General features: G+C 36.1%; 15 protein-coding genes and 1 tRNA gene. 8 read left to right on the top strand and 8 right to left on the bottom strand.

Annotated features, from left to right (window positions below):
• Positions 1-2: 2 nt before the first annotated feature.
• From CVT18_RS03625 to CVT18_RS03615, 3 genes are read right to left on the bottom strand one after another with little or no spacing between them, the layout of a single operon-like run.
• Positions 3-1,232, bottom strand: a complete 1,230-nt coding sequence (locus CVT18_RS03625; protein WP_103628888.1) for an OmpP1/FadL family transporter — start codon at positions 1,230-1,232, stop codon at positions 3-5.
• Positions 1,229-2,080 carry a deoxyribonuclease IV gene (nfo, locus tag CVT18_RS03620; RefSeq protein ID WP_103628887.1) on the bottom strand — a complete coding sequence of 284 codons (852 nt, stop codon included), beginning with the start codon at positions 2,078-2,080 and terminating at the stop codon, positions 1,229-1,231. Before nfo ends, CVT18_RS03625 begins: the two co-directional genes overlap by 4 nt.
• Complete coding sequence (locus CVT18_RS03615) at positions 2,077-2,547, bottom strand: hypothetical protein (protein WP_103628886.1); 471 nt, start codon at positions 2,545-2,547, stop codon at positions 2,077-2,079. The genes nfo and CVT18_RS03615 overlap by 4 nt, the downstream gene beginning before the upstream one ends.
• 68 nt (positions 2,548-2,615) lie before the next feature.
• On the opposite strand from CVT18_RS03615, the gene CVT18_RS03610 reads away from it, so the two are divergent.
• A tRNA-Glu gene (locus CVT18_RS03610) sits at positions 2,616-2,690 on the top strand.
• Positions 2,691-2,773: 83 nt separating this feature from the next.
• On the opposite strand, the gene CVT18_RS03605 is transcribed toward CVT18_RS03610, so the two are convergent.
• On the bottom strand, positions 2,774-3,334 hold the full coding sequence (locus CVT18_RS03605; protein WP_103628885.1) for a manganese efflux pump MntP family protein: 561 nt from the start codon (positions 3,332-3,334) through the stop codon (positions 2,774-2,776).
• A gap of 108 nt (positions 3,335-3,442) precedes the next feature.
• Here CVT18_RS03605 and CVT18_RS03600 point away from each other — a divergent pair, with 108 nt between their 5' ends.
• Positions 3,443-4,192 (top strand): DUF4197 domain-containing protein, encoded by a 750-nt coding sequence (locus tag CVT18_RS03600; RefSeq protein ID WP_103628884.1) that lies wholly within the window; start codon positions 3,443-3,445, stop codon positions 4,190-4,192.
• The gene (locus CVT18_RS03595) at positions 4,189-5,064 is read left to right on the top strand and encodes a DMT family transporter (RefSeq protein ID WP_107824251.1); all 876 of its coding nucleotides are present in this window, start codon (positions 4,189-4,191) and stop codon (positions 5,062-5,064) included. The genes CVT18_RS03600 and CVT18_RS03595 overlap by 4 nt, the downstream gene beginning before the upstream one ends.
• Position 5,065: 1 nt before the next feature.
• Here CVT18_RS03595 and CVT18_RS03590 read toward each other — a convergent pair whose 3' ends face one another.
• Complete coding sequence (locus CVT18_RS03590; RefSeq protein ID WP_107824250.1) at positions 5,066-5,791, bottom strand: class I SAM-dependent methyltransferase; 726 nt, start codon at positions 5,789-5,791, stop codon at positions 5,066-5,068.
• A 46-nt stretch (positions 5,792-5,837) separates the two neighbouring features.
• Between CVT18_RS03590 and CVT18_RS03585 the strand changes: the two genes are divergently transcribed.
• Positions 5,838-6,230 (top strand): acyl-CoA thioesterase, encoded by a 393-nt coding sequence (locus tag CVT18_RS03585; protein WP_021090236.1) that lies wholly within the window; start codon positions 5,838-5,840, stop codon positions 6,228-6,230.
• Here the strand turns inward: CVT18_RS03585 and CVT18_RS03580 are convergent.
• Entirely contained in the window at positions 6,221-6,580 is a 360-nt protein-coding gene (locus CVT18_RS03580) for a Fur family transcriptional regulator (protein WP_084109795.1), read from the bottom strand. The genes CVT18_RS03585 and CVT18_RS03580 overlap by 10 nt on opposite strands.
• A 147-nt stretch (positions 6,581-6,727) precedes the next feature.
• Between CVT18_RS03580 and CVT18_RS03575 the strand changes: the two genes are divergently transcribed.
• From CVT18_RS03575 to CVT18_RS03560, 4 genes are read left to right on the top strand one after another with little or no spacing between them, the layout of a single operon-like run.
• Complete coding sequence (locus CVT18_RS03575; RefSeq protein ID WP_107824249.1) at positions 6,728-7,663, top strand: metal ABC transporter solute-binding protein, Zn/Mn family; 936 nt, start codon at positions 6,728-6,730, stop codon at positions 7,661-7,663.
• A gap of 3 nt (positions 7,664-7,666) precedes the next feature.
• The gene (locus tag CVT18_RS03570) at positions 7,667-9,172 is read left to right on the top strand and encodes a nickel/cobalt transporter (protein WP_107824248.1); all 1,506 of its coding nucleotides are present in this window, start codon (positions 7,667-7,669) and stop codon (positions 9,170-9,172) included.
• A complete protein-coding gene (locus CVT18_RS03565; RefSeq protein WP_107824247.1) occupies positions 9,169-9,954 on the top strand; it encodes a metal ABC transporter ATP-binding protein in 786 nt (261 codons plus the stop codon). The genes CVT18_RS03570 and CVT18_RS03565 overlap by 4 nt, the downstream gene beginning before the upstream one ends.
• A gap of 1 nt (position 9,955) precedes the next feature.
• Entirely contained in the window at positions 9,956-10,762 is an 807-nt protein-coding gene (locus tag CVT18_RS03560) for a metal ABC transporter permease (RefSeq protein WP_107824246.1), read from the top strand.
• On the opposite strand, the gene CVT18_RS03555 is transcribed toward CVT18_RS03560, so the two are convergent.
• Both CVT18_RS03555 and CVT18_RS03550 read right to left on the bottom strand, forming a co-directional pair.
• Positions 10,743-12,074: an MATE family efflux transporter gene (locus CVT18_RS03555; protein WP_107824245.1), complete on the bottom strand. Its 1,332-nt coding sequence runs from the start codon at positions 12,072-12,074 to the stop codon at positions 10,743-10,745. The genes CVT18_RS03560 and CVT18_RS03555 overlap by 20 nt on opposite strands.
• 247 nt (positions 12,075-12,321) lie before the next feature.
• Positions 12,322-12,759: a type II secretion system protein gene (locus tag CVT18_RS03550; RefSeq protein ID WP_107824244.1), complete on the bottom strand. Its 438-nt coding sequence runs from the start codon at positions 12,757-12,759 to the stop codon at positions 12,322-12,324.
• Positions 12,760-12,887 lie beyond the last annotated feature (128 nt).

The raw sequence follows: 12,887 nt of genomic DNA, 5'->3' as shown, positions 1-12,887 counted from the left end.
AACTAAAATGTATATTTAAAAGTCGTACCAAGAATTTGGATCGTACCAGTATCAAATTCCCCTGACATTTTTCCATTAGCTGTTGAAATACTTGTTGCACGCTTCTTATCACGGTGTTGATAAACATATCCAAGTGCTATTTCAAGATTTGGTGTAAATTTATAATTTACTCCAAAAGAATATACCTTAGATGTAGTATTTGGAAGCTCTAAGCCAGTATGCTTGCTACTTGTAATGTCTTCATCATAGGCAAAGCCAGCCATTAGCCTAAATTTTTCATTTACGTCATAGGCAAGACCTAGTCTATATGTATTCGTATCTTTTGCATTTTTAATGACTGGATCATCCATAAATCTTGCAAAAGCCGGATGCGAGTGAGCTGGACCTTTATCCATGTATTCAAAGTCATAGCCTTTAAATTTAGACCAATACGTCCTCTCAAAAGCTAGCAAAACGGTTAGATCACTAAATTTATATCCAGTTGCAAGTACAAGCTGAGCAGGAAGCGGGATCTCGACTTTTGTTTTGCCATGATAGCTTATAGGAGATAGCGCTCCGTTAAAATCAGCATCTGTATGGCCTTTAAGTTCTAAATTTACATTTGAGCGGTAAGTAACAGCAAAGCTCAAATCCTCAATAGGTCTATAAGTAAGCGCAACATTGTAGCCATAACCCATACCATCGCCTTTTATCTCTCTGTAGCCTATTCGTCCAAAGTCACTTGCTATCTTACCTTTGGTGTAAACACCTCTAGCACCAAGAGCAATGGCAAGTTTATCGTTTATGCGGTAAGCTACGGTTGGATTTAACTCAACAACTTGTAGCTTAAACCTTTTAGCGGTAAATGCAGTAGCTGGATCCTCCCATGATACACCAACAGCAGCAGGAACGGCAAGAGCTAAACCAAATTTCCAGTTTTCATAAATTTCTGGCGTTACAAAACTAAATGTACCAGCTAGCGAGTCAAATTTTTCTGATCTATAGCTTTTGCCACTATCACTTTTAAACTCAAGCTTATTTATATGAAACCAGCCAAGGGTACTTTCTATGTGATGGCGTCCATCTAAAAACATCATATTTGCAGGGTTAAAATACGCCGCATCAGCCCCAAAACTAAAGGCTACGTTACTAGCAGCAAGCCCTAAAGAATCAGCACTTTGCTCAGGGACCTTATAACCTCCAGCATTTAGCAAAGTAGATGCCATAATAATGCTTAATAGCGCTTTTTTCATAGTTTTTCCTTTTCGAAATTTCTTAGAATTTTTATCTCTTCTTCCCAAATACTCTCGTCAATCGTCTCTAATATTAAAGGAATTTCGCCTATTTTATCATCATTTATTATATTTTTAAAAGCACTAAATCCAAGCTCACCCTTGCCAAGACTCTCATGTCTATCTTTTTTCGAGCCAAGCCCAAATTTTGCATCATTTAAATGCATGCCAGATAAAAATTTATAGCCGATGATCGCATCAAATTCTCCCATCGTCTTATCGTAGGCCTCTTTACTTCTTAGATCATATCCAGCAGCAAATGCGTGACAGGTATCAAAGCAAACACCAACCCTACTCTCATCGTCTACTCGCTCTATCAAATAAGCAATCTGCTTAAAACTAAAGCCTAAATTTGAGCCTTGTGCAGCTGTATTTTCGATGACTAGCTTTACACCGCTTGTGCGTTTAAGTGCCACGTTCATGCAGTTTGTGATATTATCTAAGCACTCTTTTTCGCTTATTTGTTTTAGATGTGAGCCTGGATGAAAATTTAAAAGCTCTAGCCCAAGCTTACTGGCGCGATCTATCTCATCTATAAAGGCTTCAAGTGACTTTGCTCTTGCCTCCTCATCTGGATGGCCTAAATTTATCAAGTAACTGCTGTGTGGCAAAACATGCTTTGTGCTTATGCCAGAAATTTTTAGATTTTCTTTAAACTGCTCTATTTCGCTAGCACTTAGCTCTTTTGCATTCCACTGGCGTTGATTTTTTGTAAAAAGCGCAAAAGCATTTGCTCCTATTTTTGCAGCATTTAACGGAGCGTTAAACACGCCTCCAGCCGCACTTACGTGAGCTCCGATGTATCTCATTTTAACTCTTTTATTATAACTCTTATTTTGTTTTTGCTATCTATAAATTTGACGTAGTTGTCGCAAACCTCGTATTTTATAAAATATGAACTTAGATCTTGACTAAAACCACACTCCGTATTTATCAAGCCTTTGCCGTCGTAAATCTTTTCTTTTTGCAAAATTTCTTCAAAAAGGCTCTCATAATGCGGGGCTAGAAAAAATTTCTCATTAAACTCAGTCTTGTTAAAACAAGCGCTATTTATGCAAATTTTATCTCTTATGCTTATGTTTGCGGTGTTTACGCCAGAACTATAAATTTGCAAATTTAGCTCATTTTTATATTTATGGAAAAATCCAACGTCATTTATCTTGATCATCGGAGAAAATAAAGTAACTTGAAAAGCTTGTGAATTTTGCGGCGTTTTGGTAGCCACGCAACCTGTAAAAATAAAAACAGACAACAAAATAAATAAAATTTTTTTCAAAAATTTTTCCTTATTAATCTAAAATTAAGTATAAAAGAAATATAATCCCAACTTCATAACCGACATGTGGCCCATTCGTCTAGCGGTTAGGACATCGCCCTTTCACGGCGGTAACACGAGTTCGAGTCTCGTATGGGTCACCACTTCTAAAAATCAAAATCTTATCCATATAAGCTTTAAAATATAGTTAATCTTAAATATTATTTTTAATTGTTATTTTAAATTTTTATTGAACTGTGCCGTTCTCAATTAAATGCGTTATTAAAATTTTAAAACCTAGAAAAATTAATATCGCTCCTCCCAAAAAGAGCGCCTTTTTTTCTAAAATTTCACCCATAAATTTACCTATATAAAAAGCAATCAAACTTAATGCAAAGCAGACTACACCGATGATGAGCGAGCTTTGAAAGATATTTATCTCTTCAAAGCTAAGTGTGACGCCAACGGCAAGAGCGTCTATACTAGTGGCAAATGCCCCATACAAAATGGTCTTAAATCCTATCTTAAGATACTCACACTCCTCTTTGCTACAGGCTTCTTTAAACATTCTAAAACCAAGAAAGCAAAGTATAAAAAATGCAATGAAATGATCAACCGAGCTTATAAATTTTGCAAAACTAACACCTAAAAGATAGCCAAGAAGCGGCATAAGAAACTGAAAAAAACCAAGTATAAAAGCAATAAATAAAATTTTATTAAGAGCTAAATTTTTATACCTTGCGCCATTTGCCATATTTAGTGCCGCACTGTCCATACTAAGAGCGAAGCTAAGAAGTAAAAGTTGCATAGTCTTCCTTTAAAAAAGGGTAAATTCTAGTGCAAAAAGATTAAATTTATTTTAAGTGTTTAGATATTTTTTGTATGATTTTGCTTTAAATTTAAAAAAGGAGAGAAGATGAAAAGATCTCTTGTTATTCTTTGTGGCGCGCTTGCTTTAAATTTACAAGCCGCAAGCATGGACGATATGATAAATAAAGGCGTTAAAATCGCCACTCACGCATCAAGTGGCGACTATAAAAGCCTAGTTAGCGAGGCGCTAAATGCCGCTGTTAGCGAGCTTTCAAAAGATGGCTTTATAAACAATGCTACGGCCAAAATTCCACTTCCAAAAAGCCTTGAAATGGCATCAAATTTAGCCAAAAAAGTAGGTGGCGAGAAGTGGGCGCAGGACCTTAGCAAGTCGATAAACAACGCCGCGACCACAGCCGTACCAAAGGCTGCTGAAATTTTTAGCGAAAGCATAAAAAATATGAGCGAGGCTGATATCAAAAAGCTCTTTAATGGTGGCAGCGACAGCGTTACGAAGTATTTGCAGCAAAGCTCCAGCCAAAAGCTAAAGGCGGCATTTACTCCGATAATTGAAAAAATGATGAGCGAAAATAGCTTCGCGACTGCCTATAATGGGCTAAATTCTTTCATTGGTAGCTCAGCAAAAAATAATGAAACTATAAAATCAGTAAAGAGCCTAGCTAAAAATTTAGGTGCAAGTGAGTATGTGCCAGATGACGGCGAGGATCTAAACGCATATATCACAAGAAAGACGTTAGATGGGTTATTTAACATAATGAGCGAGAAAGAAAAGGGGCTAAGAAGCGGCTTTAGCCTAGATAGCGGCAAAAAGGTACTTGACTCGATCCTTAAATGAAAAATTTAAGCGCGCAAAACAAAGCCGACATCGCACTCATCGTAGTTGCCATCGTTTGGGGCACTACGTTTTTACCTATGGCAAACGCGCTAAAGACAAATGGCGTCTTTGTCATGCTCTTTTGCCGGTTTTTTCTCTCGGCTATCTTTATGGGACTTATAGCATTTAAATTTTCTAAAATTTTTGATAAAAAAAGTGTGGTTTATGGCACTATCCTTGGCGTAGTTCTCTTTGGCTCGTTTGTTGCTCAAACTTACGCTCTAAAGCTTACTTTTAGCTCAAGTGTTGCTTTTATTACAGGGCTTGAATGTGTGATTGTGCCTTTTATGACAGCACTCATTTTTAAAAATAAAATAACCGTTTTTGCTATTTTTGGTGCGCTTATTGCTATTTTTGGGCTTTGGCTTTTAAGTGGAGCCACTCTTACTTTAGGAGCTGGCGAGGCACTTGCCCTACTTTGTGCCATATTTTACGCACTTTACACGAGCTTAAATGGCCACTTTGTAAGAAAATGTGAGCTTTATTTGCTTGTATTTGTGGTATTTCTTACCGTCTCTTTACTCTCATTTATCTTTGCGTTTATTGAAGGTAGTGTGGTGCCAAATTACGATAGGGAATTTTTTATAGCAATTTTTATCACTGCATTTATTGGCACAATTTTTTGCTACTTTGTACAAACCATCGCTCAAAAATATACAACAGCCAGCAAAGCAGCTTTATTTTTCTGTCTTGAGCCAGTTTCTGCTGGCTTTATTGGCTATTTTTTCGCTGGTGAAAAGCTAACACTTATACAAATTTTTGGCGCGATCTTAATAATCTTTGGAGTTATCTTTAGCGAATTTGGTAAAAAATTTTCTCTAGGTCAAAACTAGCTTAAAAGACAAAAAGCTTCATCTGCGACTCTATCTTTTCATCTATAAATTCGCCATCAAATCTCTCTTTTAACATCGCTAAAACCGCCTTTTCATCGTAGTTTTTGGCTCCGTTTATCTCAAGGTGCCAGCAGATATTCTCAGCAGCTTCTTGCACACTTCGTCTTGCGATCCTTGTTTCGTTTAAAATTTCACTCTTATAAGCGATGCCTTGCTCATTTAGCCACGCTTCAAGCCTATTTACAACATTTTTTTGAGAGAGAGTGCGTCCAAATTTTTCAAAAAATGGCTCAATCAAATCAGAGCTTCTAGGCTTATCCCAGCCAAGATAGAGTTTTTGCTTTGCGATATTATGAAATTTAGCAAAATCTTCATCGCTAGCAATCGCTGGACTCATCGTGCAAATGGCGATATCAAAGCGCTTTGCGGGCTTAAATTCTCTCCACGAGCAAACCTCGCTAGTTAAATTTGTCACCCCAAATCTTTTAGCATCTTCATTTAAAATTTCTATCATATTTTTTGAGCTATCAATGCCAGTTATATTTTTTGCAGTTTTTGACAAAAATATCGTCCAAACACCGGTACCACAGCCTATATCAAGAATTTCTTTACCGCTAAAATCAACCCCCCAACACAAAGCTTTAGCAAAAATTTGTTGCTGAATAGCACTTACTTTGCCATCAAACCTTTGATAATTTGACGCCTTTTTATCCCATAAATTTTGCATTTTAGCTCCTTATTTTTGGTTATAATTCTAGCAAAAAAGGCCAGAAATGAAAGATTTTATTTACAAAGTAATAATCCCACCACAAGCCATAGATATGCACGGACATATGAACAATGTCTATTATTTCACGCTTATGCAAGAGGCTGCATTTGCGCACTCTGCAGCGGTTGGCGACACGGTCGAGGCGCAGTATAAAAGAGGCGAGATCTGGCTCATTAGAAAAAATGAAGCCAAATATATAAAAAGCGTAAAATTGATGGACGAGATAGAAATTCATACTTACACACAAGCTGAAGGCAAGGCGACTTCGTGTAGATATTTTGAGTTTAAAAAAGATGACGAGTTAATAGCAACTGGCAAGACCGAGTTTGTTTATGTTGATCTAAAAACAAATCGTCCAAAAGCCATTCCGGCTGAGATAATCGCTCTTTACTCGTGATCACACTCATCACAAACGCCTTTTATCACGGCACTTTTTATATTTTTAGCGACGTTTAGATGAGGCATATCGATGTTTGTGACTTTATGACAAACATCGCAGATAAAGTACGCTTTTGCCTCATTTGCTAGTTCGTAGTAGCTTTTATGATTATTTTCGGTTTTTATGACAAGGCCCTTTTTTTCAAAAATTTCTATGCTTCTATAAAAAGTGGTTTTATTTGCATTAAGGCTTTCTAAAATTTCATCATAGCTTAATGGAGTTTTGGCATTTTGCAAAATTTCAACGAGCTTTATGCGAAAAGTAGTTGCTTTGATACTATGCTCTTCTAAGAAATTTCTTGCATTCATCCTTGCCCTTTTTATTTTTTGTATATTAACGCTAAAAGTTTTAAATTTCATTTAAAAAGCACTATATTTAGGCTTTCGTTCTTTAAGTTGCAACCAAGTTGCAATTTGCTAAACTTCCGCAATATTTTTTCAAATAAAGGAGAGATGGTGAGAAAGATTTTTGTTTTTTTAGCAGTTTGCGCTTTGTCACTTTTTGCAAAGCCAGTTGTTACGACTAGTATATTGCCTACAAAATTTTTTGTTGAGCAAATCGCTGGTGATACACTAAGTGTAAATACAATGGTTGGCAAAGGTGCTGATCCGCACACTTATGAGCCAAAGCCAAAACAGATGAAGGAGCTTGAAAAGAGCGAGCTTTACTTTGCTATTGGCATTGAGTTTGAAGATACTTGGCTAGAGCGTTTTTCAAAATCTTTTAAAAATTTACACATTGTAAAAACACAAGAAGGTATCGAAAAGATAGCTATGAACGATGAACATGAGCATCATGAACACCATGAACATCATGAGCACAAGCATGAGGGTGAGCATAAACATGAGCATCACGAGCACCATGACCATGACCACGAAGCTGGCGAGCATCATCACCATCATCATGATGGCCTTGACCCACACATCTGGCTTGACCCTATCCTAGTAAAAACACAAGCTGATAACATAGCAAAGGCGCTAATAGAGAAATTCCCGCAAAATGCAAAGCTTTATGAGGAGAATTTGGCTAAATTTAAAGCTAGCCTTGACGAGCTTGATAGCTTTATCAAAAATACTCTAAAAGATGTTAAAACTCGCGAATTTATCGTATATCACCCATCTTGGGGATATTTTGCAAAACGCTATAACTTAGAGCAAATTGCCATCGAGATAGAGGGCAAAGAGCCAAAGCCAGCTGAGCTAAAAGAGCTCATCGAAGAGGCTAAAGAGCACGGCGTAAAGGTCATTTTTGTAGCTCCACAGTTTCCAACAAAGGCTGCGAATTTAGTGGCAAAAGAGACTGGCTCAAAGGTTATAAGCATTGATCAGCTACCGGAAAATTGGCTAGATGAGATGAAAAAAACAGCAGAAATTTTTGCTAAGAGTCTATAAAAGATGTTAGCACGCCTGATTGTCATTTGCTTCTTTGCTATAAATGCCTTCGGGTGTGCTCTTTGCTCGCTTTATAGCCCGACCGCTCACGTGAGCGTAAAATTTGACTCAAACGAAAACAATATCACTACAATTGCTTTTTCATGGACATTTTCACAAAATTTCTCAGAGCTTATGAGGCAAAATTTTGACCTAAATCAGGATGAAAAGATAGATGAAAGCGAGATCAAAAAGATCCGCTTAAATTTACTTGATTATCTTGTGCCAAGGCACTATTTAACGAATATTGAGTACTTTTACAAAGATGAAAATGCTACGAAGCTTGAGTTAAATTTAAAAAAGTATAAACTCTATTTTGATGAGGGTAGATTAAAATTTGATGTTAGTTTTAAGACAAATTTGCTTATCAAAGATGGCTTTGTGGTGTCTGTCGAAATGGACGATAAAGAGGGATATTTTAATTTTAAATTTACGCAAAACAACGCATTTTTGGTATCAGATCAGTTTTGGACGATACCAAATCCAAATGTAAATTTAATATTTTTTACATTTTCAAGTAAGGCTGCAGCCAAAGCTCATAACGAAAAACCTGCATTAAAAGAGCTTCTAAAAGAGCCAAACTCAGTAAATTTTGAAGATGAAAATTTAAGCCAGATCGATAAAATCGATGAAGCTAAGTTTGATCTTGTTTCAAAAACAAGTCTAAGCATGCTTGATAGATTAAAGCAAATTCTAAGAAATTTTGATCAAAAAAGTCCGCTAACCCTGCTATTTTTAGCGCTCATATCATTTGGTTATGGCTTTTTACACGCTGCATCTGCGGGACATGGCAAGGTGCTTACAAGCTCTTATTTTGCTGCAACTGGTGGAAGCTACGCCAAAGCCTTTTTCTTCTCTTTAAAGATCGGATTTTTACATGTTGTGGGCGCGTTTATTTTTGTGCTTGCTAGTTTTATGATATTACGTGAGATCAGTAGTGATCTGACAAAAGATACAGCAAGCGCTACGACAGCATTTTCTGGCGTTATTATCTTTTTTGTAGCGATTTTTATGCTTTATAAAAAGGTCAAAATTTATCTTTCAAGCAAAAAAGAGTTAAATAAATTTTATATTTTTAGCTCAAGTTTAAGCCAAAATTTGAGTAAAAATACAAAATTTACTAGCGACTGTGGCTGTAATATCTGTACTACAAAAAAACCAAAAAACAAAGAAGAATGGCTGGTTGCGGCTGCTGCAGCACTTATTCCTTGTCCTGGCACGATACTTGTCTTTGTGCTAGCAAATGAGCTAGGCAGCTATTTTGCAGGCGTTATAAGTGGCGTATTTATGGCGCTTGGCATGAGCGCAGTGATATTTTTAGCGGCTGTTTTTGGAGCCAAGATAAATGAGAGCACAAACATTAAGTTAAAAAAGTTTAAAATCTATGCCGAATTTATGGCTCTTAGCGTTATGCTTTGGCTTGGACTTTTTATTTTTACTACGACATTTACGCAAAAGAGTCTGTTTTGAAAGAAATTATAAAAATTAAAAATTTAAACTTTAGCTACGATAAGCAAGTGGTTTTAGAAGGTATCAATTTAGATTATAGTAGCGATGAGTTTTTAGCTATTATCGGTCCAAATGGTGGTGGCAAAAGTACGCTTTTAAAGCTTATCTTAGGACTACTTAAGCCTCAAAGTGGCGAGATAAAGCTCTTTGGGAAAGAGCCAAGCGAAGTCAGTAAATTTATAGGTTATGTGCCTCAAAATTTCCTATCAAATCAAAGCTTTCCGATGATGGTTTTAGAAGTAGTTTTAATGGGGCTAATCGATAAAAAAATTTTTGGTTTTTATTCGCGAGATGAGAAACGAATGGCTCTTGCCGCCCTTGAGAAAGTTGGCATGAAAGAATTTGCAAACGCTAGAATTGGTGAGCTAAGTGGCGGGCAAAGACAGCGTGTATATATCGCAAGAGCGCTTTGTGCAAATGCAAAAGTCCTCGTTTTAGACGAGCCAACAGCCAGTATCGACACAAAGGGTCAGGCTGAAATTTATGAAATTTTAAAAAATATAAATGCAAGTGGTGTTGGTGTAGTTTTAGTAAGTCACGATCTAAATATCGTGCTAAATTATGCTACAAAAATCGCCTACGTGAGTAAAAATTTACATATTCATAGAACTCATGAAGATACTGCAAAAAGAGAATTTATAGAGCATTTAGCAAAATCTCATAGCCATTTTTGTGATGTCGAGATCGCACTTGGCGAATGTGAGTGCAAAATCAAAAGTAATGTTTTTAAGCTAAAGAGATGAAATGAGTGAAATTTTAGAGTTAAATTTTATGCAAAATGCCTTTATTGCTGGCATTTTAGTTAGTATCATTTGTGGGCTCATAGGCTCGCTCGTTGTTATAAATAAAATGACCTTTATCGCTGGTGGTATCGCGCACGGAGCATATGGCGGCATAGGACTTGCCTTTTTCTTCTCGCTCGAACCACTTCTTGGAGCTAGCATATTCTCACTCTTTTTAGCCCTTATAATCGCCACTATCACGTTAAAAGATAAAACCAACATCGACTCAGTTATCGGTGCTATTTGGGCATTTGGTATGGCTATTGGTATCATTTTTATCGATTTAACTCCGGGATACAATGCCGATCTCATGAGTTATCTTTTTGGCTCTATCTTAGCAGTAAGTGGGCAAGATATAACATTTATGAGTATTTTAGATATCTTATTTTTAGCACTCATTGCCCTTTTTTATCGTCAATTTGTAGCTATTAGCTTTGACACAGAGTTTGCAAAGTTGCGCGGCGTAAATACAACATTTTTTCACTATTTATTAGTGTGCATGATGGCACTTTGCGTGGTGGCTACGATTCGTGTTGTTGGGCTTATTTTAGTCATCGCTCTTCTTACTATACCGCCATATTTAGCACAAATTTTTGCCAAAAGACTTGGACTGATGATGTTAATCTCCACTATCTTTTCAGTCATTTTTTGCTTTAGTGGCCTATTTATTAGCTTTTATTTTAACCTAACAGGCGGAGCTAGCATAATCTTAGTTGCTTCACTTTGCTTTTTTGCTTTTTGTTTTAAATTTAAAAGCTTACGTCAGTAGCCATTCTTAACTGATAAAGCGTCCAAAAGACGAAACAAATGGCTGTGAGATAGACGCTAAAAAATAGAGCCAGCCATATAAATTTTATCTCAAGACCAAAATAGAAGACTACCGCGTAAAAAAGTGATCCTTGAAGCACAAATTGCCTAAATCCATTTAGCAAAAAAATGGTCACTGGGCGTTTTATAGCCTGAAGAGTGCTGCCTGAGACATTTATCGTGCCATAAGCTACGTAAGCAAGAGAATTTATACCAAGATAAAGCCCTGCTATCTCCAAAACTGCCGGCGTATCATCAAAAATTCTTATCATATCTTCACCAAAAAATCTAATAAAAACGCAAGCGAATACACAATAAATAAGCAAAAAAAGAAGCGAAATTTTATAGCATTGTTTAGCTCTTTTAAAATTTTTAGCGCCATAGTTTCTTGAAACGATACTTAAAACTGCTGCAGCCATACCAATGGTCGGCAATACCAAAATTTGCTCTATCCTTAAAGCTATACCATATCCTGCTACGGCATTTACGCCATAGTAGCTTATAAATTTTAAAAGCACAAGTGAGCCAAACGACATCGATAGATAGTTCAAACAAGCTGGTAGAGCTTGCTTTGTAATCTTTGCCCAAATGCTAAAATTTGGCACAAAATAGCTTAAATTTCTTGGCTCGATCATCTTAGCTTTTTTAACTTTTACAAAAAGGTAGATCATGCCCAAAAGCTGAACACTCGCTGTTGCTAGAGCAAGTCCTTTTACACCAAGATCCAAAATGAATGCAAAAAAATAGCAAAAAAATGCGTTGATAAAAAGGCCATAAAATAGCCAATTGCGGTAACTTTTTGTATCTCCAAGTGCTACAAGCACTCCGTTTAGAGATTTGATAATCAAGAAAAACGGTGCAGCAAGAAAGATAACACCTGCGTAATCAAGCGCCTCTTTTAAATAGTGATGATCAGCCCCTAAAAAAGTGAGTAAATTTGGTGCTAAAAAATAGCCACAAAACCCCATAAAAATAGCAAATACCAGCACAAAGATAACTCCATTTGCCGCATAAAATTTAGCCATTTTTATCTTTCCTGCTCCAAGACTATTGCCTATTAGCGCAGTTAGTGCTGAGCCAAAACCAAGCCCAATGCCTACAATACTTAGATAAAGCAAAAAGCTCATAGCCATACCAGCTACGGCAAGGGTAGAAATTTTTGCTGCAAAAAATGTACCAGTAACGTTATAAAGAGTATTAAACATCATTGCGGTGCCAGCTGGAAGCGAAAGCGAGATGATGAGCTTATTTAACGGGTCTTTTAGTAAATCCATGGTTTGATTTTACGTTTTTTATCTTTAAAATTTGTAAAGAAGAAAATCAATTAAATTTAATAAAAAGCTTGCCTATTAGTATAGTTAGGATTGATACCTTTTGGCAACGCATTAAATCTTAGAAAGCTTTTATTTTATGTATATAAATTATTTGTGTAAAAAATTCGTATTTCTATCAGGCTTTGTTATATTAAAAATTTAATAGGACAAAAATCATAAAAAGCAAGGAAAAAACCTTGCTAAAATTTTATTTATATTTTATGCCCATACCGCCAAATTTAAGCGTATTAGCTGTCTTATTATCGCTACTTTCAATTAGAGTTTTAACATCTGCCAAGCCAGGTAATTCCCAAACTTGTTTGCAAAGGCCATCTGTTTTTATGGTGATGCCTATCTCTCCATTAGTATTATTTCCAGTACCTACTTCTAAACACTCATCATTTTTTGCTTTTACTGGTGTTTTTACATTTGACATCTTCTTAACAGCATCTGAACCAGAAGCAAATTCGCCTTGTGAAGTATAGTAAGAACCCAAGTCCGAAATAAGCGTTTGTATATTTGAAGCAGTTTTTGATATCTCTGCATCATCCCTTGTTAAAGCTAGTTTTGGTATAGCAACCGCAGCTAATATGCCCAATATAACGATCACGAAGATCAACTCAATCATCGTAAAGCCTTTTTTCATGACTTCTCCTCCCTGAAATATAAATATTTTCTAAATCGAGCGAATTGTATCATAAATTTCAAAAAACAATAAAATAATGTACTATATAAAAAATCAAAAATTTGCCGATATAAAAAAGGAAATTAAAA

This window comes from Campylobacter concisus (genome assembly GCF_003048405.1).
Taxonomy (GTDB): Bacteria; Campylobacterota; Campylobacteria; order Campylobacterales; family Campylobacteraceae; genus Campylobacter_A; species Campylobacter_A concisus_Q.
Note: the sequence above shows the minus strand (reverse complement) of the source record. Positions and strands in the feature narration are given on the sequence as shown.